This is a genomic window from Trinickia sp. Y13 (assembly GCF_029522115.1).
Classification (GTDB): Bacteria; Pseudomonadota; Gammaproteobacteria; order Burkholderiales; family Burkholderiaceae; genus Trinickia.
This window is the reverse complement of the sequence record NZ_JAKWFK010000009.1, coordinates 235,239-255,495: the sequence shown is the minus strand read 5'-3', so window position 1 is coordinate 255,495 and position 20,257 is coordinate 235,239. Positions and strand designations below refer to the sequence as shown.

Here is a 20,257-nt window from a genome sequence, read left to right as displayed (position 1 = left end):
GGGATGCTCACCGGCGAGCCGCGGCGCGATGCCGTCGCGGCGCGGCAATTCCAGCGCGAATCCCTTACGGGCGCTGGCTCTCCCGCACCGGCCGGCCGCGCGCGCGGGGCGCGACGGCTGGCTGGCCGCCTTAGTTCTTCGACTGGTCGACGAGCTTGTTCTTGGCGATCCAAGGCATCATCGCACGCAGCTTCGAGCCGACTTGCTCGATCTGGTGCTCGGCCATCAAGCGGCGGCGCGACTGCAGCGTCGGCGCGCCCGCACGGTTTTCGAGAATGAAGCTCTTGGCGTATTCGCCCGTTTGGATGTCCTTCAGGACGTCCTTCATGACCTTCTTCGTCTCTTCCGTGACGACGCGCGGGCCGGTCACGTACTCGCCGTACTCGGCGTTGTTCGAGATCGAGTAGTTCATGTTGGCGATGCCGCCTTCGTAGATCAGATCGACGATGAGCTTGAGCTCGTGCAGGCACTCGAAGTACGCCATCTCGGGCGCGTAGCCCGCTTCGACCAGCGTCTCGAAACCGGCCTTGATGAGCTCGACGGTGCCGCCGCACAGCACGGCTTGCTCGCCGAACAAGTCCGTTTCGGTTTCTTCGCGGAAGTTCGTCTCGATGATGCCGGCACGGCCGCCGCCGTTGGCCGCCGCATACGACAGCGCGATGTCGCGCGCCGCGCCCGACTTGTCTTGCGCCACGGCGATCAGGTGCGGCACGCCGCCGCCTTGCGAGTAGGTGCCGCGCACCGTGTGGCCCGGCGCCTTCGGCGCGATCATGATGACGTCCAGATCGGCGCGCGGAATCACTTGGCCGTAGTGGACGTTGAAGCCGTGCGCGAACGCGAGCGCCGCGCCTTCCTTAATGTTCGCGTGCACTTCGCTCTTGTACACCTCGGCGATCTGCTCGTCGGGCAGCAGCATCATCACGACGTCCGCGCCCTTCACGGCCTCGGCCACTTCCTTGACCGCGAGGCCCGCGCCTTCGGCCTTCTTCCACGACGCGCCGTCGCGGCGCAGACCCACCGTGACGCGCACGCCGCTGTCTTTCAAGTTCAGCGCGTGGGCATGGCCTTGCGAGCCATAGCCGATGATCGTGACGTCCTTGCCTTTGATGAGGGACAGGTCGGCGTCTTTATCGTAGAAAACTTTCATGTCGGTTCCTTCGCGTTAAATCGGTATTCGTCAAATTCGTTGAAAGCGCCCGCACGGTGGGGCGGGCGCCGATCGGTTGCTGCGTTGTGCCGCTCGTTACACCTTCAAAATTCGCTCGCCGCGCCCGATACCCGAACTGCCCGTGCGAACGGTCTCGAGAATCACGGCGGCGTCGAGCGCTTCGATGAAGGCGTCGAGTTTGTCGCTCGCCCCCGTCAATTCGATCGTGTAGGTCTTTTCGGTCACGTCGATGATGCGGCCGCGGAAGATATCCGCCATCCGCTTCATTTCTTCGCGTTCCTTGCCGACCGCCCGCACCTTGATCAACATCAGCTCGCGCTCTATGTGGGCGCCTTCGGTCAAGTCGACCACCTTCACCACCTCGATCAGGCGGTTCAAGTGCTTCGTGATTTGTTCGATCACGTCGTCCGAGCCAATGGAGACGATGGTCAAGCGCGACAGCGAATGGTCTTCCGTCGGCGCCACCGTCAAGGTTTCGATGTTGTAGCCGCGAGCCGAGAACAGGCCGACCACGCGCGAGAGCGCACCCGGTTCGTTCTCCAGCAAGACGGAGATGATATGTCTCATGTTGCTTTCCCGTTTATCCAGATGTCGATTGCCAGCGGCGCCGGCCGCCCTCGGCTCGCGAGGACGCGCCCTTCGTGAGGACGCTTTCGCGAGCGAGCGCAGCTAGCGCCCGATAGGTGTGGTCAGAGGTCCTCGGCGCCGAGCAGCATCTCGGTGATGCCCTTGCCGGCTTGAACCATCGGCCAGACGTTTTCGGTCGGATCGGTCTGGAAATCGAGAAATACGGTGCGATCCTTCAAGCGCAGCGCCTCCTTGAGCGCCGGCTCGACATCGTCCGTCTTTTCAACTCGAATGCCCACGTGGCCGTAAGCCTCGGCGAGCTTCACGAAATCGGGCAGCGCATCCATGTACGAATGCGAATAGCGCTTGCTGTATTCGATCTGCTGCCACTGGCGCACCATGCCCAAATAGCGGTTGTTCAGCGAGATGATCTTGACGGGCGTGTCGTACTGCTTGCAGGTCGACAGCTCTTGAATGCACATCTGAATCGAGCCTTCGCCCGTGATGCAGACGACTTCCGAATCGGGGTGCGCCATCTTCACGCCCATTGCCGCCGGCAGGCCGAAGCCCATCGTGCCGAGGCCCCCGGAGTTGATCCAGCGGCGCGGTTTGTTGAAGCGATAGAACTGCGCGGCCCACATTTGGTGCTGGCCGACATCGGAGCAGACGAACGCTTCGCCGTCGGTCAGTTCCCAGAGCTTTTCGACGACGTACTGCGGCTTGATGATCTCGCTCTTACGATCGAACTTGAGGCAATCCTTCGCGCGCCAGCCCTCGATGTCTTTCCACCATTGCGCGAGCGCCTCGGTGTCGGGGCCATGCTCGGCGTGCTGAAGCTGCTCGATCAGTTCCTTGAGCACTTCCTTGACGTCGCCGACGATCGGAATATCCACCTTGACCCGCTTGCTGATCGAGGACGGATCGATGTCGATGTGGATGATCTTGCGCGGGCGCGACGAGAAGTGCTGCGGATCGCCGATCACGCGATCGTCGAAGCGCGCGCCGATCGCAATCAGCACGTCGCAATTTTGCATCGCCATGTTGGCTTCGTACGTGCCGTGCATGCCGAGCATACCGAGGAACTTCTTGTCGCTCGCGCGGTAGCCGCCCAACCCCATCAACGTGTTCGTGACGGGATAGCCGAGCAGATCGGCGAATTGATTGAGCTCGCGCGACGCGTCGGCCAGGATGATGCCGCCGCCGGTGTAGATGTACGGGCGCTTGGCCGAGAGCAGCAGCGACACCGCCTTGCGGATCTGGCCCGAATGGCCCTTGGTGACCGGGTTGTACGAGCGCAGCGAAACGTTCTTGACCGCTTCGTACTGGCAAGGCGTTTTGGAAATGTCTTTCGGAATGTCGATCAACACCGGCCCGGGACGCCCCGTGCGCGCGATGTAGAAGGCCTTCTTGACGGTCGAGGCGAGCTCGCGCACGTCCTTCACGAGGAAGTTGTGCTTGACGCAAGGCCGCGTGATGCCGACGGTGTCGCATTCCTGGAAGGCGTCTTGGCCGATCGCGGCCGTAGGCACCTGCCCGCTGATGATCACCATCGGGATCGAATCCATGTAGGCCGTCGCGATGCCGGTGACGGCATTGGTCACGCCCGGCCCCGAGGTCACGAGGCAGACGCCGACCTTGCCCGTGGAGCGCGAGTAGGCGTCCGCAGCATGCACGGCGGCCTGTTCGTGGCGCACGAGCACGTGCTGCACTTTGTCCTGCTTATAGAGTTCGTCGTAGATATACAGTACCGCGCCGCCGGGATAGCCCCAAAGCACCTCGACGCCTTCGTCGGCCAATGCGCGCATGAGCACGGTGGCGCCAATCGAATCGGCATCGTGAGGGGGTGTGGTATCCGACGTGGAGAATTCCGCGCTGGGCATGTTCATCATTCACCTTTCGAATTTTCGGCAAAAAATTGATCGGGTGCTCTCTGCCGGGCTTGTGGCTCGGGTTCAAGCGGCGCGTCCACTTTGACGAGCGAGCCTCATGGGCCCGCCCAAAAAGAGACAAGTCACTTATGTTGCGAACCGGAAACCTTATCGGTTGTGCGCCTTTCGGTCAAGCAAAATTGCAACGGACCCCTATCGCCCGTTGCGCCCCCAGACTCGTCGTTTTCCGCTCGAATACAACGCGCCGAGCGCCAATCGAGGCCGGATTCATCCCCACTATCTCGAAAATTTGCTAGCATCCGCGGGTTTTACGACATTTTTTCAATCGATCACGGCCCTGGCGGAAATTTCACGCCGCCCCCTCGGATGGCATCAGACAAGGAACTCGCCGATTTTCTGGCGGGCGCCGAAAGGCGCGCGTTCAAGCACACCGTCTACGCCGTGCGCGACGACGATGCCGCCCTCGACATCGTCCAGGACGCGATGATCAAACTCGCCGAAAAATACGGCGATCGCCCCGCTGCCGAGCTTCCGCTGCTATTTCAGCGTATCTTGCAGAATGTGATGCACGACTTTTTTCGCCGCCAGAAAGTGCGCAACACGTGGGTGAGCCTGTTTTCGTCGCTCGGCAGCGGCGAGGACGAGGAGTTCGATCCGCTGGAGACGATCGCGGCCGAGGAAGGATCGAGCGCCGGCCAGAGCAGCGAGCAAAAGCTCGAGCGCGAACAAGTGCTCAACCTGATCGACGGGGAAATCCAAAAATTGCCGGCGCGTCAACGGGAGGCGTTTCTCATGCGTTATTGGGAAGATATGGATGTCGCCGAGACCGCCGCCGCGATGGGCTGCTCCGAGGGCAGCGTAAAAACGCACTGCTCTCGAGCGACGCACACGCTGGCGGCCGCGCTCAAGGCCAAAGGAATTACGCTATGAGCTCCGCTCCCGATAAAGAAGTCGAGTTCGCGGGCAAGATTCGCCGCGCGCTCGACGAAAGCGCGGCCGGATTGCCCGACGCGACGCTCGACCGGCTTGCCGGCGCGCGCCGCCTCGCCCTCGCACGCAAGAAGCCCGAAACCGTCGCCGCGCCGGCCTTCGTGCCGGTGCTCGCCCCTGCCGGGGCGGCGCTCGATGCGCCCCGCCCCGCTCCTTCGCGCCGCCCGTCGCCGCTCGGCCGTCTCCTGCGGGCCTGGCCCGTCGTCGCGCTGCTTGGGGGCATTGCGCTCATCGCGTACTGGGAGAATGCCCAACGCGCCGCGGAACTGGCCGACATCGATGCCGCGATGCTCAGCGACGATTTGCCGCTCAATGCGTACCTCGATCACGGCTTCAACGCGTATTTGTCGCGTGCGCGCTAACGGGAGCGGGAGATCGATCGGGTGAGCTACAAGCACGGTTTGGCTGTTTTGTTCGGATGCACGATCGCGGCCGCGGTCGCGTTCGCGGCCACCTACCCTCGATTCTTCGAACGCCCGAACGCGCCGCAGGCGGCGGGCGCTCACAGCAACGCATTGCCCTCGCCCGCGCCGCTGTCCGTCGTCGCATTCCCCCCGCTCGTCATCGATAACAACCCGCTCTCGTGGGCGCACCTAACCGACGCCCAACATGCCGCGCTCGCGCCGTTCGCGGCGGAATGGGACAATTTCAGCGACGAACGCAAGCGAAAATGGATCAAGATCGCGTCGCGTTTCGCGAAGATGTCGCCTGAGGCGCAGAAAAGACTGCACGAACGCATGGCCGAATGGGTGCGCATGACGCCCGACCAGCGGCGCGTCGCGCGCGAGAACTACCAAGTGTCCAAAGCGTTGCCGTCGCAAGCTCGGCAAAAGGCCTGGCAGGCGTATCAGGCACTCTCGCCCGAACAGAAGGCGAAACTTGCCGCGATCGGGCGCAAGCGCCGGCCTACGGTCGTAAGCGCGCCGCCTTCGGGCCAGCGCAGCGAGATTCGTGGCTTGAGCCGGCTCGTGAACCCGCCACCGGGCGCGAGTGGCGCTTCCGTCGCCTCCGCCACGAGCGACACGAGCGCCGCTACCGCGCCGCCGGCGTCGGCCTCGGGCGCATCCGGCGCCATCAACCCGACGGTGCCCGTGCCGCCGACGCCGATGTCGCCGTCGGACGCCCCCTCCATCTTCCGCGGCGCGTAAGCGCCGGCCGGCGAAAGCTCGACATGTCCGCTCAAGCACCGAACCCGCCAAGCTCGATACAAGCCGTGCCGTCCGCCGCATCCGCCGGTGCGCCAACGATCCGGCGGCGGCTGGCCGCGCTCGCCTACGAGGGCGTGTTGCTGTTCGGCATCGTGTTTTTCGCTGGCTATCTGTTCGGCACGCTGACGCAACAACGCAACGGCCTCACGCATCACAACTTGCTCGCAGCCTGGATCGCGTTCGTCGTCGGCGTGTATTTCGTCTGGTGCTGGACCCGCGGCGGCCAGACGCTGCCGATGAAGACCTGGCAGCTCAAGCTCGTCGCCGCGCACAGCGGCCAGCCGCCCACTTTGGGCCGCGCGCTCGTCCGCTATTTCGCCACCTGGCTCTGGTTCCTGCCACCGCTCGCGCTGCATCCGCTCTTTCATGTCTCCGTGCCCGGCACGCTGGCCGCGGCGGCCGCCTGGTTCGTGCTGTGGGCCGCCGCCGCCCGGCTCGACCCGGCGCGGCAGTTCCCGCACGACCGGCTCGCGGGCACGCGCCTGATCTTCGCGCGCAGCTGACCGCCGCCGGGCGCCGCCCTTCTCGCCCCCTCTCCGAACGCCGTCGTAATACGAAGTTCTCGTGACTGTCATGTTGCAGTCACGCGCACATGGCGCAATGGGCGTCATGTTCAACTCGACGCGAGAAGCCATGGACCGCGAGACGTCCGCGACTTCCCTCCTTAGGCAACTCGGCGCCAGCGTCGATTCCGTCCCTTTCCAACCCCCGGCGCAAAGCAGCGGCCCCGCGCTACCCGCCGGCGCCGCGACGCTCGATGCAGCCGGCCATCAACACGACGACGGGGCCGGCGAGCCCCTGCGTTACCGCACGATTTGGCTCTCCGACATCCATCTCGGGTCGAGCGGCTGCCAAGCGCCGTATCTGCTCGATTTTCTGCGGCACAACGAGTCGGAGTATCTGTACCTCGTCGGCGACATCATCGACGGCTGGCAACTCAAGAAAGGCTGGTACTGGCCGCAGGCGCACAACGACGTCGTGCAGAAGATCCTGCGCAAAGCGCGCAAGGGCACACAAGTCATCTATATCCCCGGCAACCATGACGAAGGCGCGCGGCAGTTCTGCGATCTCGCCTTCGGCGACATCCACGTGCGCGGCGAAGCGTTTCATACGACGCTGCTCGGCAAGCGCCTTTGGATCGTCCACGGCGATTTGTTCGACGGCGTGATCCAACACGCGAAGTGGCTCGCTTATTTGGGCGACACGGCCTACACGGCGATTCTGATCCTGAACCGCTGGTTCAACCGGCTGCGCAGCCGGCTCGGCCTGCACTACTGGTCGCTGTCGCAATACCTGAAGCATCAGGTCAAGAACGCCGTCAACTTCATTTCCTCGTTCGAACACGTGATGGTCGAGGAAGCGCGCCGGCGCGGCTGCGACGGCGTGGTCTGCGGCCATATCCACAAGGCCGAGATTCGCGATGTGGACGGCCTGCTGTACTGCAACGACGGCGACTGGGTCGAGAGTCTATCGGCGCTCGTCGAAACGCTCGACGGCGAGCTCAAGGTCCTTTATTGGACCGTCATGCGCTCGCCGGCCGCCACCCCGCGTAAAGCCAAGGCAACGGCTTAGCGCCTTACGCTCATCGACACGGATCCGACCGCATGAAAATCATGATCGTCACCGATGCCTGGGAACCGCAGGTCAACGGCGTCGTGCGCACGCTGAAGAACACGACGCGCGAGCTGACCGCGCTCGGGCATCGCGTCGAGCTGATGACGCCGCTCGAATTCCGCACCATCCCCTGCCCCACCTACCCGGAGATCCGGCTTTCGCTACTGCCGCGACGGCGCGTGCATGCGCGCATCGACGAGTTCGCACCCGATGCGCTGCATATCGCCACCGAGGGTCCGCTCGGGATCGCCGCGCGCGCGTACGCGTTGCGCCACGGCCTGCCGTTCACGACCGCGTATCACACCCGCTTTCCCGAATACGTGCAGGCGCGCTTCGGCATTCCGACGTCGGTCACCTACCGTTTCTTGCACTGGTTCCACGCGCCTTCGCGCGCCGTGATGGCGCCGACGCCCGTGGTGAAGAGCGACCTCGAACGACACGGTTTCGACAACGTCGTCCTGTGGACGCGCGGCGTCGATCTCGAGATCTTTCATCCGATGGATTCGAAGGTGCTCAATACCGCGCGCCCGATCTTTTTGTACGTCGGCCGCGTCGCCATCGAAAAGAACGTCGAAGCGTTTCTCGAGCTCGATTTGCCGGGCTCGAAGTGGGTCGCCGGTGAAGGGCCGGCGCTAGCCGAATTGAAGTCGCGCTACCCGCAAGTCAATTACCTGGGCGTGCTGACTCAAGCCGAGCTGGCGAAGGTCTATGCGGCCGCCGACGTCTTCGTGTTTCCGAGCCGCACCGATACGTTCGGGCTTGTGTTGCTCGAGGCGCTCGCCTGCGGCACGCCTGTCGCGGCCTATCCCGTCACCGGGCCGATCGACGTGCTCGCCGGGGGCAATGCCGGCGCGATGAACGAGGACCTGCGCGAGGCCTGCCTCGATGCGCTCAAGATCGATCGAGCCGATGCGCGCGCGTGGGCCGAGCGCTTCTCGTGGCAGGCCGCCTCCGCGCAATTCGCCGCTCATTTGAAACCGCTCGCGCGCGACGCCGAGCGCGAGGAAAGCGCCGCGGCATGAAACGCGACGAGCCGCTCACCCACGACGACGAGCACGCCGAACTCGATCCGCACGAGGGCGTCCCGCACGAGCCGCTTTCGCCGGACGATCCGCTCGCGCTGCTACCAGTCAACCCTTACAAAGGCAACCGAGGCCTCACCCGCGCCTGGCATGCGCTAAAGAATTCGATGGCCGGGTTTCAGGTCGCGATTCGCGAAGAAAGCGCGTTCCGGCAAGAGCTGACGCTCGCCGCCATCCTCGTGCCATGCGGCGCGCTCGTGCCGGTCGACGCCGTCTCCCACGTGCTGTTGATCGGCTCGGTCCTGTTGGTTCTCATCGTCGAGTTGCTCAATTCGAGCGTGGAAGCGGCGATCGATCGCATCTCGCTGGAGCGCCACGAATTGTCGCGCCGCGCGAAAGATCTCGGCAGCGCAGCCGTCACCGTCGCCCTCGCGGCCTGCGTGCTGACTTGGGCGCTCATCGTCGGCCCCTTGGCCGTACGCTGGCTCGGCAGCTAGCACGCGCCGCGCGCGCGGCCGCAGCGGCGTCTCGAATTATGGCCCGCGCCGGCACCGCGTCGACGGGACGACGCCGGCACCCGCCCGGCGGGGTACGCCACGAAAACCCCATCTTGACGTTCGAGGAAGAGAACGACCGGTTTATAATCGCCCGACGCAGTTGCAGAAGATACCAACCGAGCCGGGCGCAGCAACGCAGCGTCGCGCGAGCGCCGCGCGTGCCCGGCAGCACAGGGCCGGACGATATGGAAGCCAAAACTCCCCGCCGCACCCGCGAACGGATACTCGAGCTGTCGTTGAAGCTATTCAACGAAATCGGCGAGCCGAACGTGACCACCACGACGATCGCGGAGGAAATGGAGATCAGCCCAGGCAATCTCTACTACCATTTCCGCAACAAAGACGACATCATCAACAGCATCTTCGCCCAGTTCGAGCAGGCGATCGAGAAGCGGTTGCGGTTTCCGGAGGATCATCGTCCGACGATCGACGAGACATGGTCGTACTTGCAGTACATGGCCGATTTCATGTGGACCTACCGTTTCCTCTATCGCGACCTGAACGATTTGCTGGCGCGCAATCGCACGCTCGAGACGCACTTCAAGCAAATCATCAGCCACAAGGTGCGCTTCGCGCAGGAAATGTGCGAATTGCTCGTCGCGGACGAGGAAATGGTCGCCACGCCCGAGGAAATTCAGGTCATCGCGACGAACATGGGCGTGATCGCCACGTATTGGCTGTCGTATCAGTTCGTCATGCATCCGCGCAAATACAACGATCAGGAAGCGATTCGCGCGGAGCTTCATCAGGTGAGCGTGCACGTGATCTCGATCATGGCGCCCTACCTGCGTGGCCGCTCGCGTCAGTTGTTCGACGATCTCGTGTCCGGCAAGCTGCCCAAGCGCGAGTTCCACGACTATCTGCCGCCGCGCGACGCGGCCGGCCGCCCGAAGGACAGTTGATGAAATCGGTCTGCGTCTACTGCGGCTCCTCGATCGGGGCCAAACCCGTCTACACCCAGGCCGCGCAAGCGTTCGGGCGCGCGCTCGTCGCCGCCGGCTGCTCGCTCGTATATGGCGGCGGCCGTGTCGGGCTGATGGGCGTGATCGCCGACGAAGTGCTCGCGGCTGGCGGGCGCGTCGTCGGCGTCATCCCCGAACTGCTCGTCGATAAGGAAGTCGGGCATCGCGGGCTGACCGAACTGCACGTCGTGCCGGATATGCATCAGCGCAAACGCATGATGGCCGACTTGTCCGATGCGTTCGTCGCGCTGCCCGGCGGCGCGGGCACGCTCGAAGAGTTGTTCGAGGTCTATACGTGGGCGCAACTGGGCTACCACCACAAAGCAATCGGCCTCTACGACATCGAGGGCTACTACGGCCCGCTCGTGACCATGCTCGAGCACACGGTGCGCGAAGGCTTCATGCAGCAGACCTATCTGGATCTCTTGCAGATCGATTCCGACGCGCTTTCGCTGCTCGACAAACTGCGCCGTTATCATCCGCCCGGGCGCGACAAGTGGGCGACGCAGCGAGAGGCGGTTTGAGCGCCGGTGCCGCGGGGCCGGCGAAGCCGTCAACGGCAGCCGCACGGCTTTCACCGGCTCGCACGTTGCAGCCTTCTGCGAGGCTTTGAGATGAATTCCGCCCGCGTCGTTCTCATTACCGGCGCAAGCCGCGGCATCGGCCGCGCCACCGCCGTCCTGCTCGGCGCACAGGGAGCGGCCGTGGGCATCAACTACGTGCGCGATGCGGCCGCAGCCGAGCAAACAGCCGTCGAAGTCGAACGCGCAGGCGGGCAGGCCGTGCTTCTGCAAGGCGATGTCGCCGACGAGCAAGCGGTCGTCGCCATGTTCGACGGCCTTACGGCCGCGTTCGGCCGCATCGATGCGCTCGTGAACAACGCCGGCATCGTGGCGGCGTCGCTGCCGCTCGCGCAGATGGACGCCGCGCGGCTCAAGCGCATGTTCGACGTCAACGTCTTCGGCGCTTATCTGTGCGCACGCGAGGCGGCGCGCCGCATGTCGCTCGACCGGGGCGGCAGCGGCGGGGCAATCGTGAACGTCTCGTCGGCAGCGTCGCGCCTCGGCTCGCCGAACGAATACGTCGATTACGCCGGCTCGAAAGCGGCCGTCGACACGATGACGATCGGCCTCGCCAAGGAACTCGGACCGCGCGGCATCCGCGTCAACGCCGTGCGGCCGGGACTGATCGAGACGGACATCCATGCGAGCGGCGGCCAGCCGCAACGCGCCTCGACCCTCGGCGCCCAAACGCCATTGGGACGCCCCGGGACAGCCGAGGAAGTCGCCCAAGCGATCGTCTGGCTTCTGAGCGACGCCGCCTCGTACGTGCAAGGGGCGTTGCTCGACGTGAGCGGCGGCCGTTGAGCGCTAGCCGCCACGCGCGAGAAAACCATCCCCGGCGTACACGAGAAAGCGATGGCTAACGCTTCGCCCGCCAAGAAGGCCAGGCATCGACGCGAACAAGCGGTCCGGAACCGCCGTTCACCGGCTGCAGTTCAGTACGACTTGGCGCTGAAGGGCGGCGTTCGAAGCTGCGCCGGCTTGCCGCTTCAAAACGACGAACCGGGCTCGCGCAGGAAAGCCGATTCCTCGTCCGTCGATGCTCGACCCAACGCGATATTGCGATGAGGAAAACGGCCGAAGCGCTCGACGATGGCCGCGTGCCGATACGCGTAGTCGACATAGCTCCCCCTACCCGTCTGCCCGGTTTCGCGCGCGAGCGCTTCGAACAGCCGAACCGATTCGCGCTGCGCGTCGAGCGATTCGGCGTGCTCGAACGGTAGGTACGCGAACGCTCGATGCTCGGCGGTAGGCAAGTGGCGATCGTCGTGGCTTTCGACGAGCCGGCGGGCAACCTCGAGCGCCTTTGCATCGGCAGCGAACGCCTGCGCGGAGTCTCGGCACGTGTTGCGCGAGAACTGATCGAGCACGATGATGAGCGCGAGCGAGCCGAGCGGGGCGCCTTGCCAGCTGTCGTGCTCGCCGCGCCGCGCGGCCGCGAGCGTCGCGCCAAAGCGTTCGCGGATCGACGTGTCGAACGCGTCGTCGCGCTTGAACCAACGTTCGGACGGTCGCCCAAAGTCCGCCGTGCCGGGCTCGCCGAACCAAAAATCCAGCACGGCCCGAGCCGTGGGATCTAGCGCCGCGTAATCGGCGTCGGTCTTGATCGGCGCGTCTCGCGGCTCCGGTTGGTGTTCGTTGCTGCCGGCATCGCTCGCACGGCCGGCGTCGCCGGCCGTTCTCGATACCATTGACACTGCATGGTTCGACTGTTCAGTCATTGCAACTCCATCACGAGACGCCGCGTCCGGGCCGTCTTCTTTTCGATTTTGGTGACGCGCAGCAGGCCGATCTCCGACGTATTGCCCACGTGCGTGCCACCGCACGGCTGCAAGTCGATCTCGTCGATCCGCAAGAGCCGCACGCGGCCGAATCCGACCGGTGGCTTCACGCTCATGGTTCTGACGAGTTCGGGACGTGCAGCCATCTCCTCGTCGGTGATCCATTCGGTCGACACGCGATGCCCGCCGCCGACGAGCTCGGCCAGCCGCGTTTCGACGAATGCCCGCTCGATCGGCTCGCTCGTGACCAGATCGATACGCGCGTAGTCGGCCGTGATGCTGCAACCATCGACTGGGTACGGCAACACCGCGCATAGCAGATGCGTAGCCGTATGCAGCCGCATGTGCCGGTAGCGCCGCGCCCAGTCGATTTCCGCCACGACGCTCGCGCCGGGCTGCAGCCGGGCCAGTTGCGCCTCCTGCCCGGGGGCCGGAACGTGCAAGGCGTCGTCCGGGCTCGCGCCTTCGAACTTGGCCTTGCGTGTGTCGGCGATCGCGATGGGCGAGCCGTCGCCCAACGTCAGCGCGCCGGCATCGCCGGCTTGGCCGCCGCCTAGCGGATAAAACACCGTTTTATCGAGCAAGATGCCGTCCGGGGTAACCGCCGCGACAGTCGCATCGCACCGGGTCAAGTAGGCATCTTCGCGGAACAGGGCTTGCGTCGTCATGGGGTCGGTCCTGGAGTCGGTTCGATCGGTCGCTCGCCATCGTCGCTCGGATCTTGCCGGCCAACGAGCAGCGAGCAGCGAGCGCGCGGCGCGCAGCGGCAGCGCAAGCGGTCATTATGGAAAACGACGGCGCCACCCGAACAGTCCGCCCCGAGCGAAATCACGGCTGCACCGTACCGGCCGATCAACCGGGCCGGTTGCGCATCCAGTCCGCCGTATCCAAAAACGACGCGACGAGCCGTTCGCGCAGCGCTTCGGGCAAGCCGACGTCCTCCATGGCCCAAGCCATGCAGCGCACCCATTGATCGCGCTCGGACGAGGCGATCGCGAACGGTAGATGCCGCGCCCGCAGACGCGGATGGCCGAAGCGTTCGATGTAGTGATCCGGGCCGCCGAGCCAGCCGCACAAAAACCAGAACAGCTTGTCGCGCGAGCCGTCGAGCGATGCGGGATGCAGCGCGCGAATGCCTGCGAACTCCGGCTCGAGGTCCATCAAATCGTAAAAGCGGTCGACGAGTTCGCGCACACGCGCTTCGCCGCCCACGAGATCGAATGCGCTCGGCTGCCCGCCTTGCGCTTCGTCGTCCGTCGAATCTGTCATACCTTCGCTTCGTTACGTCCATCAATCGAAAACGGCATCGCAGCGGGCGATGCCTCGGGGAACCGGTCTGGCGTCTGGCGTCTCGCTTCTCCCGCATGCCCCTCACGCCTCACGCAGCGACTGCGCCGCCGGCCGCCGCAGCACGCGCCGCAAGCTCAGCCAGCCGCCGACGCCCGCACAGGCGACGCCGGCCGCCACCCCTGCGGGCAGCAACCACGGGTCGATGTCGAGATGGAAATCGAACACGCGCGTCGCGAGCACGATGCCGAGCGCCTGCGCGCCCACGGCCGCCATCAGCCCCGCCAGGGCCCCGACGAGCGCGAACTCGGCCACATGAACCGAGCGCACTTGCCGATGAGACGCCCCGAGCGCGCGCAACAACGCCGATTCTCGCACGCGCTCATCGCGCGTGCCGGCCAATGCCGAATAGAGCACGAGCACGCCCGCCGCCAGGGTGAACGCGAATAAGAACTGAACGGCGCCGATCACCTGATCGAGCACATGCTGGATCTGCGCGAGGATCGGCGTCGTATCGATGGCCGTGACGTTCGGGTGTGCAGCGATGAGGCCGTCCAGGATGGGCCGCCGCGCGGGTGGAAGATAAAAACTGGTGATGAAGGTCGCAGGCAGGCCCTCGAGCGTGGCCGGCGGCATCAGCACGAAGAAATTGACCTTGAACGAGCCCCAGTCGAGCTTGCGCACGCTCGTGATCGGCGCTTCGATCGGCATGCCGGTCACGTCGAAGCGCAACACGTCGCCGAGTTTCAAGCCGAGCAACTTGGCAAGCCCCGCTTCGATGGAGATCTCGGGCCGCTTCGTGTCACCGTACCATCGCCCCTCGTCTATGCGGTTGTCGCTGGGCAAGACGCTGCGATACGACAGATTGAACTCGCGATCGACGAGGCGCCGGGCGTCGTCGTTCTTGTATGACTCCGGCACGACGCGCTTGCCGTCGATCGCCACGAGCCGGCCTCGCACCATGGGCTCGAGTTCGATATCGGCGATGCCGCGCGTGCGCAGATAGTCGAGCACCGCTTGCCGCTCGTCGGGCTGAATGTCGATCAGAAATTCGTTGGGGGCATCGGGGGGCGTGGAGTCGCGCCAGCCGGCCACGAGGTCGTTGCGCGTCATGGCAATGAGCAGCAGGCACATGAGGCCGATCGCCAGCGCGGTGATTTGCAGCGCGCTGGCCCAGCCGCGCCGTTCGAGCGACGCCAAGGCGTAGCGCCACCCGACGGAGGCGGCTAAGCGCCGGCCGCTGTCGCTGCGGGCGAACCGCGCGCACAGCCACAGCGCCGCGCGGGCCAAGGCCGCGAACACGACGAGCCCGAGCGCGAAGCCCGCGGCGACGATGCCTCCGAGTTTGAGCTCGCCGGCCGCGAGCAGCAGCAACGCCCCGAACAGCGCGATGCCGAGGGCATAAGCCCACCAAGCCGTGCGGGCCTGCCCATCCCACTCGCGGCGCAGCACGCGCAGCGGCGGCACGCGCGTGAGCGGCAAGAGCGGCGGCAAGGCGAATCCGAACAGCAGCACAAGCGCCGCGGCGATGCCATCGAATGCGGGCAAGAGGCTCGGTTGCGGCAGCGCCACGGCGATCAGTTGGCCAAGCCAGAGGAGCAAGACGAAGTGCCCCGCATAGCCGAGGGCGGCGCCGGCGATGCCCCCGGTCGCACCGACGAATGCGAACTCGAGTGCGACCAGCGTCCGCAATTCGCGCTGACCGAGGCCCAGGCAGCGCATCACGGCGCAGCCGTCGAGATGGCGCCGCACGTAGCGGTGCGCGGCCATGGCGATTGCGACGGCCGCCAGCAACGCCGTCAAGAGCGCGACTAGACGCAGAAATCGTCCGGCCCGATCGAGCGTCGCTCGCACCTGGGGCTGGCCGTCCTTCAATGATTCGAGCGCTACGCCGCGCAGCTTGCCGCCGTCGATGCGCGCGTGCGCGAAAGCCGAAAAGCGCGCGACGGCGGCATCGTCTCCGGCCACCAGCAGCCGGTACGTCACGCGGCTGCCGTAGCCGATGAGCCCGGTGGAAGCGAGCTCGTCGGCGCGCACCATGACGCGGGGAGAAAAATTGACGAAGGCGAAGCCGCGATCGAGTTCGCGCGTGATGACGGCGCCGATCGTGAAACGGCGATCGCCGAGCGCGACGACATCGCCCACGCGCGCATGCAGCGTCTCGAGCAATTGTTCATCGGCCCACACCGTGCCTTTGACGGGAATGCCGTCGGCGCGATGATCGGGCGCGCCGGCCGCCGGCGCGATGCGCAAGGCGCCGCGCAACGGATACGTTGGCGAGACGGCTTTGACCGCGGCCAGCCGCGCGTTCGACAATCCCGGATCGTCCGCCGCGGCCGTGGCGACGCGCGCGACCATGCTCGGAAAGATCGTGGTGGTGGCCGTGCGCAACCCAAGGCGATGGGCTTCGTCGAAGAAAGCGGAATCGACGGGGTGATCGGAGCGAACGACGAAATCGGCCGCGATCATGCGGCGCGCGTCGCGCTCGAGCCCCTGTTGCAGACGATCGGCGAGAAAACCGACGCTGGAAAGCGCGGCGACCGCGAGCACGAGCGCAATGACGAGCATCGTCAACTCGCCGGCGCGCCAATCGCGCGCGGTCATGCGCGCGGCTTGGCGTACAAGCCCCATGCGGCTAGAGGGCGGCGGCCGCAGCGTGCCGGGAGTCGCTGAGCGGCTCAATCGCGCTTGCCCCCGAGCGAGCCCAGGCGCGAGACCATATGCGCCGCCATTGCGCGAAAGCCGCCTTGCACGCCGCGCCACAAACGCGGCAGCGCCCAGCTCGCAAAGGCGAGAAAGAGCGCCATCAGCACCAGAAAGACGAGCGGCAAGAACAACGCGAGCGCGAGCCCCACGCAGACGAGCACGTCCTCCATCGACGAGGCGACCCAGTTCGAGAAAGGCTCGGGCGAGAAGTTGATGAGTGCGCGCGTGCCGGCCTTGGTCAAATGGGCCGAGCCGGCCAACGCGCCGCCCGCGAGCGCGGCGACGGTGAGCAACCCTGGATCGGCATGCCCTAGCGCGCCCGCGGCAAGCAGCGCGCCGGCGGGAATGCGGATGAACGTGTGAATCGCATCCCAAAGCGAATCGAAGGCGGGAATGCGATCGGCCAGGAACTCGACCACCGCGAGCACGGCCGCTGCGCCGATGACCCAGGCCGAGTCCAGAGCCGATAGCGTGTCGGGCAGATGGACGATGCCCAGCCGGGCGAAGACGCCCACGAGAAAGACGGTCAGATAAAGACGCAAGCCGCTGGCCCATGACAGACCTGCGCCCAGCGAAAGTGCTTCGAGCATTGCCCCTCCCTGCCAGCCGGCGACCGAGGCCGTGCGCGCACGCTCGCGGTGCGCGCTTTTATCTCATTATAGACATGTGCGGCGGCGCCGATACCGCTGCGGATCGGGCATCAACTCAAGGCAGCAGCACCGTCGAGCCCGTGGTCTTGCGTCCTTCTAGCGCGCGGTGGGCATCGGCCACGTCCTTGAGCGCATAGCGCTGACGCACATTCGTCTTGACCTTGCCCGAGGCGATCACTTCGAACAGCTCGGACGCCATCGCATCGAGCCATTCGCGCTTGGCGATATAGCTGAACAGCGTGGGCCGCGTGAAAAACAGCGAGCCGCGGTTCGACAATTCCGCCGCCTCGATCGGAGGCAGCGGCCCCGAGGCGCTGCCGAAGCTGACGAAATAGCCCAGCGGCGCGAGGCAATCAAGCGAGCCTTTGTAGGTGTCCTTGCCGATCGAGTCGTAGACGACGGGGACGCCGGCCCCGTTCGTGATCTCCTTCACGCGCTCGGTGAAGTTTTCGCGCGTATAGACGATCGGGTGATCGCATCCGTGCGCCTTGGCCAGTTCGGCCTTTTCGTCGGAACCGACGGTCCCGATCACCGTCGCCCCGAGCGCCTTGGCCCACTGACAAACGAACAGGCCCACACCGCCCGCGGCGGCATGAATCAGGATCGTCTGCCCCGGTTCGACGCGAAACGTTCGCCGCAGCAGATACTGCGCGGTCAACCCTTGCAGCATGGCCGAAGCCGCATCGTCGAAGGCGATCGAATCGGGCAGCTTGACGAGCGCGTCGGCAGGCAGCACGCGCTCCTCGGCATAGGCGCCGGGCGGACGCGCGACATAGGCGACGCGGTCGCCGGCTTTGAAGCGTGTAACGCCGGAACCCGCTTCGGTGACGACGCCGGCCGCCTCCATGCCGAGCCCCGCCGGTAGCGGCAACGGGTAGTGGCCGGTGCGAAAGTAGACGTCGATGTAATTGAGCCCGACCGCGTGCTGCGCGATGCGCACTTCACCGGCGCCGGGCGCGCCCACTTCGACGTCGACCCATTGCATGACTTCGGGACCGCCCGTGCGGTCGATTCGAATCGCTTTCACCATGGAGTTCTCCTTGACGAGCCTCTCGCTCGATTGATCCGTCTCATGCAGCGTGGCGAAACGCCGCTGCGCTATCGCCGCTCCACCGTTCCCGTTCCCGTTACCGTTCTCGAGCGCAGTGCTCAAGCCGTGGCGGAGGTGCGCGCCGCGAGCGTATCGAGCAGCATCCGCGCCGTGGCGACGTTGGTCGCGCAAGGAACGTCGTGCACGTCGCACGCGCGCACGAGTGCGTTGATGTCGGGTTCGTGCGGCTGCGGCGTCATCGGATCGCGCAGGAAAATCACGAGATCGACTTTTCCCTCGGCCAGCATCGCCCCGATCTGCAAGTCGCCGCCGTACGGGCCGGAGAGCATCCGTTGAACCGTCAAGCCGTGCGTATCCGCAATGCGCCCGCCCGTCGTGCCCGTCGCGACGAGCTTGCAGCCGCGCAAAGTCGGCGCGTACTCGCCTGCGAGGGCGACGATGTCTTCCTTCTTGTGATCGTGCGCGATCAGGGCAACGCAGGGGGTCATGGCGCAACTCCTTCCAAATCAAAGATTCATCAAAAAATCCGACGGCCGGCCGGACCCAGCGTCAGTCAGAAGGTGCCGGGATAAGCGCCGCCATCGATGAGCCAGTTCTGGCCCGTAATGTAGCTCGCGTGCGCGCTGCACAGGAACGCGCACGCTTTGCCGAACTCGCCGGGCAGCCCGAGCCGCTGTGCGGGAATGCTGGCCGCGCGCTCGCGCCGCGCCTCGTCCACGCTGATCCCCTTGGCGTGTGCCTGCGCATCGAGCGTAGTTGCGATCCGGTCGGTATCGAAGAGTCCTGGCAGCAGGTTGTTGATGGTCACGTTGTGGTGAGCGACCTTGCGCGCCACGCCCGCGACGAAGCCCGTGAGGCCCGAGCGCGCGCCGTTCGACAGGCCTAACACATCGATCGGCGCCTTCACGGACGAGCTCGTGATGTTGACGATGCGACCGAAGCCGCGCTCGATCATGCCGTCGATCGTGGCCTGCAGCAGCGCGATGGGCGTCAGCATGTTGGCCTCGAGCGCACGGATCCAATCTTCGTGCGTGAACTGGCGGAAGTCGCCCGGTGGCGGGCCGCCCGCGTTGTTGATCAGGATGTCCGGCGCGGGACAGGCCGCCAACGTGGCCGCTCGGCCCTCGGGCGTGGTGATGTCGCAGGCAACCGTTCGCACCGGTGCGCCGGTGCTTGCGCGAATCTCGGCCGCGGTGGCCTCGAGCGTCGCTTGCGTGCGCGCGACGATAACGAGCGCGACGCCTTCGGCGGCAAGGGCCTCGGCGCAGCCGCGCCCGAGCCCCTTGCTGGCCGCGCAAACGAGCGCGGTGCGTCCTGCGATTCCAAGATCCATGCGTGTGTCCCCAATATCGACGGGCAATGGGGGCGATTGTAGAAGAATCGCCGCGATCGCGCCGAGCGCCTTCGCGGTGCGCAAGACGAACGCTTCGTCCCAAAAAATCGCCGCCGGCGCTTGCGCTTCTTTCGGTAAACTTGCGCGACTCTCTCTCGATCGCGCCGCCTTGCGCCCCCGCCATGAAACAAGATAGCCGTTTCCCGAACCTATTCATCCTCAATCACCCGCTGATTCAGCACAAACTCACCCATATGCGCGACAAGGACACGTCCACGCGCACGTTTCGGGAGTTGCTGCGCGAAATCACGCTGCTGATGGGTTACGAGATCACGCGCAACTTGCCGATCACGACCCGCCGCGTCGAGACGCCGCTCGTCGAAATCGACGCGCCCGTGATCGCGGGCAGAAAGCTCGCCATCGTTCCGGTGCTACGCGCTGGGATCGGCATGTCGGACGGTTTGCTCGAGCTGATCCCGTCCGCGCGCGTCGGGCATATCGGCGTTTACCGCGACGCCGAGCACCGGCCCGTCGAATACCTCGTGCGGCTGCCCGATCTCGAGGACCGCACCTTCATTCTGTGCGATCCGATGGTGGCGACGGGCTATTCGGCCGTGCACGCGGTCGACGTATTGAAGCGGCGAGGCGTGGCGGGCGAGCACATTTCGTTCGTCGCGCTCGTGGCCGCGCCCGAAGGCGTTCAGGTGTTCCAAGACGCCCACCCCGACGTCAAGCTTTACGTGGCTTCGCTCGACTCGCATCTGAACGAGCATGCCTATATCGTGCCGGGGCTCGGCGACGCCGGAGACCGTCTATTCGGCACCAAGAACTGACGCCAGGGTAGGACCCTAGGCCGCCCGCAAATAAATGGGGCGCAATAAATTCGCAGGTGGCGCCTGCCGATAAAGA

22 protein-coding genes are annotated in these 20,257 nt (G+C 65.4%); 11 read left to right on the top strand and 11 right to left on the bottom strand.

Annotated features, from left to right (window positions below; genetic code table 11):
- Nucleotides 1–130: 130 nt before the first annotated feature.
- From ilvC to MMB74_RS17830, 3 genes are all read right to left on the bottom strand, one after another.
- The gene (gene ilvC, locus MMB74_RS17840) at nucleotides 131–1,147 is read right to left on the bottom strand and encodes a ketol-acid reductoisomerase (protein WP_277429983.1); all 1,017 of its coding nucleotides are present in this window, start codon (nucleotides 1,145–1,147) and stop codon (nucleotides 131–133) included.
- 96 nt (nucleotides 1,148–1,243) lie between these two features.
- The gene (gene ilvN, locus MMB74_RS17835) at nucleotides 1,244–1,735 is read right to left on the bottom strand and encodes an acetolactate synthase small subunit (protein ID WP_102611725.1); all 492 of its coding nucleotides are present in this window, start codon (nucleotides 1,733–1,735) and stop codon (nucleotides 1,244–1,246) included.
- Between the two features lie 122 nt (nucleotides 1,736–1,857).
- Nucleotides 1,858–3,621, bottom strand: coding sequence for an acetolactate synthase 3 catalytic subunit (locus MMB74_RS17830; protein WP_277430039.1), 1,764 nt, complete (start codon nucleotides 3,619–3,621; stop codon nucleotides 1,858–1,860).
- 369 nt (nucleotides 3,622–3,990) lie between these two features.
- Here MMB74_RS17830 and MMB74_RS17825 point away from each other — a divergent pair, with 369 nt between their 5' ends.
- The 10 genes from MMB74_RS17825 (at nucleotide 3,991) to MMB74_RS17780 (ending at nucleotide 11,344) form a co-directional block, all read left to right on the top strand.
- The gene (locus MMB74_RS17825) at nucleotides 3,991–4,554 is read left to right on the top strand and encodes an RNA polymerase sigma factor (RefSeq protein ID WP_277429982.1); all 564 of its coding nucleotides are present in this window, start codon (nucleotides 3,991–3,993) and stop codon (nucleotides 4,552–4,554) included.
- Nucleotides 4,551–4,976, top strand: a complete 426-nt coding sequence (locus MMB74_RS17820) for a DUF3619 family protein (protein ID WP_277429981.1) — start codon at nucleotides 4,551–4,553, stop codon at nucleotides 4,974–4,976. The genes MMB74_RS17825 and MMB74_RS17820 overlap by 4 nt, the downstream gene beginning before the upstream one ends.
- A gap of 21 nt (nucleotides 4,977–4,997) precedes the next feature.
- On the top strand, nucleotides 4,998–5,762 hold the full coding sequence (locus MMB74_RS17815) for a DUF3106 domain-containing protein (protein WP_277429980.1): 765 nt from the start codon (nucleotides 4,998–5,000) through the stop codon (nucleotides 5,760–5,762).
- A gap of 23 nt (nucleotides 5,763–5,785) precedes the next feature.
- Nucleotides 5,786–6,325 carry an RDD family protein gene (locus MMB74_RS17810; RefSeq protein WP_277429979.1) on the top strand — a complete coding sequence of 180 codons (540 nt, stop codon included), beginning with the start codon at nucleotides 5,786–5,788 and terminating at the stop codon, nucleotides 6,323–6,325.
- A 130-nt stretch (nucleotides 6,326–6,455) separates the two neighbouring features.
- Nucleotides 6,456–7,394: a UDP-2,3-diacylglucosamine diphosphatase gene (locus MMB74_RS17805; RefSeq protein WP_277430038.1), complete on the top strand. Its 939-nt coding sequence runs from the start codon at nucleotides 6,456–6,458 to the stop codon at nucleotides 7,392–7,394.
- A 32-nt stretch (nucleotides 7,395–7,426) separates the two neighbouring features.
- Nucleotides 7,427–8,458, top strand: coding sequence for a glycosyltransferase family 1 protein (locus MMB74_RS17800; RefSeq protein WP_277429978.1), 1,032 nt, complete (start codon nucleotides 7,427–7,429; stop codon nucleotides 8,456–8,458).
- The gene (locus MMB74_RS17795; RefSeq protein WP_277429977.1) at nucleotides 8,455–8,955 is read left to right on the top strand and encodes a diacylglycerol kinase; all 501 of its coding nucleotides are present in this window, start codon (nucleotides 8,455–8,457) and stop codon (nucleotides 8,953–8,955) included. The genes MMB74_RS17800 and MMB74_RS17795 overlap by 4 nt, the downstream gene beginning before the upstream one ends.
- Nucleotides 8,956–9,200: 245 nt before the next feature.
- Nucleotides 9,201–9,917, top strand: a complete 717-nt coding sequence (locus tag MMB74_RS17790; protein WP_277429976.1) for a TetR/AcrR family transcriptional regulator — start codon at nucleotides 9,201–9,203, stop codon at nucleotides 9,915–9,917.
- Nucleotides 9,917–10,501 carry a TIGR00730 family Rossman fold protein gene (locus tag MMB74_RS17785; RefSeq protein ID WP_277429975.1) on the top strand — a complete coding sequence of 195 codons (585 nt, stop codon included), beginning with the start codon at nucleotides 9,917–9,919 and terminating at the stop codon, nucleotides 10,499–10,501. The genes MMB74_RS17790 and MMB74_RS17785 overlap by 1 nt, the downstream gene beginning before the upstream one ends.
- 90 nt (nucleotides 10,502–10,591) lie before the next feature.
- Entirely contained in the window at nucleotides 10,592–11,344 is a 753-nt protein-coding gene (locus MMB74_RS17780) for an SDR family oxidoreductase (protein ID WP_277429974.1), read from the top strand.
- 185 nt (nucleotides 11,345–11,529) lie between these two features.
- Here MMB74_RS17780 and MMB74_RS17775 read toward each other — a convergent pair whose 3' ends face one another.
- The 8 genes from MMB74_RS17775 to MMB74_RS17740 all read right to left on the bottom strand — a co-directional run bounded on the left by MMB74_RS17775 (nucleotide 11,530) and on the right by MMB74_RS17740 (nucleotide 19,348).
- Complete coding sequence (locus MMB74_RS17775) at nucleotides 11,530–12,261, bottom strand: DUF924 family protein (RefSeq protein WP_277429973.1); 732 nt, start codon at nucleotides 12,259–12,261, stop codon at nucleotides 11,530–11,532.
- Nucleotides 12,258–12,989: an alanyl-tRNA editing protein gene (locus MMB74_RS17770; RefSeq protein WP_277429972.1), complete on the bottom strand. Its 732-nt coding sequence runs from the start codon at nucleotides 12,987–12,989 to the stop codon at nucleotides 12,258–12,260. Before MMB74_RS17770 ends, MMB74_RS17775 begins: the two co-directional genes overlap by 4 nt.
- A 184-nt stretch (nucleotides 12,990–13,173) precedes the next feature.
- Nucleotides 13,174–13,590 carry a group II truncated hemoglobin gene (locus MMB74_RS17765; RefSeq protein WP_277429971.1) on the bottom strand — a complete coding sequence of 139 codons (417 nt, stop codon included), beginning with the start codon at nucleotides 13,588–13,590 and terminating at the stop codon, nucleotides 13,174–13,176.
- A 102-nt stretch (nucleotides 13,591–13,692) separates the two neighbouring features.
- A complete protein-coding gene (locus tag MMB74_RS17760) occupies nucleotides 13,693–16,212 on the bottom strand; it encodes an FtsX-like permease family protein (protein WP_277429970.1) in 2,520 nt (839 codons plus the stop codon).
- A gap of 74 nt (nucleotides 16,213–16,286) precedes the next feature.
- On the bottom strand, nucleotides 16,287–16,904 hold the full coding sequence (locus MMB74_RS17755; protein WP_277429969.1) for a DUF4126 domain-containing protein: 618 nt from the start codon (nucleotides 16,902–16,904) through the stop codon (nucleotides 16,287–16,289).
- Between the two features lie 115 nt (nucleotides 16,905–17,019).
- Nucleotides 17,020–17,994, bottom strand: coding sequence for a quinone oxidoreductase (locus MMB74_RS17750; protein ID WP_277429968.1), 975 nt, complete (start codon nucleotides 17,992–17,994; stop codon nucleotides 17,020–17,022).
- A 119-nt stretch (nucleotides 17,995–18,113) separates the two neighbouring features.
- The gene (locus MMB74_RS17745; RefSeq protein ID WP_277429967.1) at nucleotides 18,114–18,503 is read right to left on the bottom strand and encodes a methylglyoxal synthase; all 390 of its coding nucleotides are present in this window, start codon (nucleotides 18,501–18,503) and stop codon (nucleotides 18,114–18,116) included.
- Between the two features lie 65 nt (nucleotides 18,504–18,568).
- Entirely contained in the window at nucleotides 18,569–19,348 is a 780-nt protein-coding gene (locus tag MMB74_RS17740; RefSeq protein WP_277429966.1) for an SDR family oxidoreductase, read from the bottom strand.
- Nucleotides 19,349–19,530: 182 nt separating this feature from the next.
- On the opposite strand from MMB74_RS17740, the gene upp reads away from it, so the two are divergent.
- A complete protein-coding gene (upp, locus tag MMB74_RS17735) occupies nucleotides 19,531–20,181 on the top strand; it encodes a uracil phosphoribosyltransferase (protein ID WP_277429965.1) in 651 nt (216 codons plus the stop codon).
- Nucleotides 20,182–20,257: the final 76 nt, after the last annotated feature.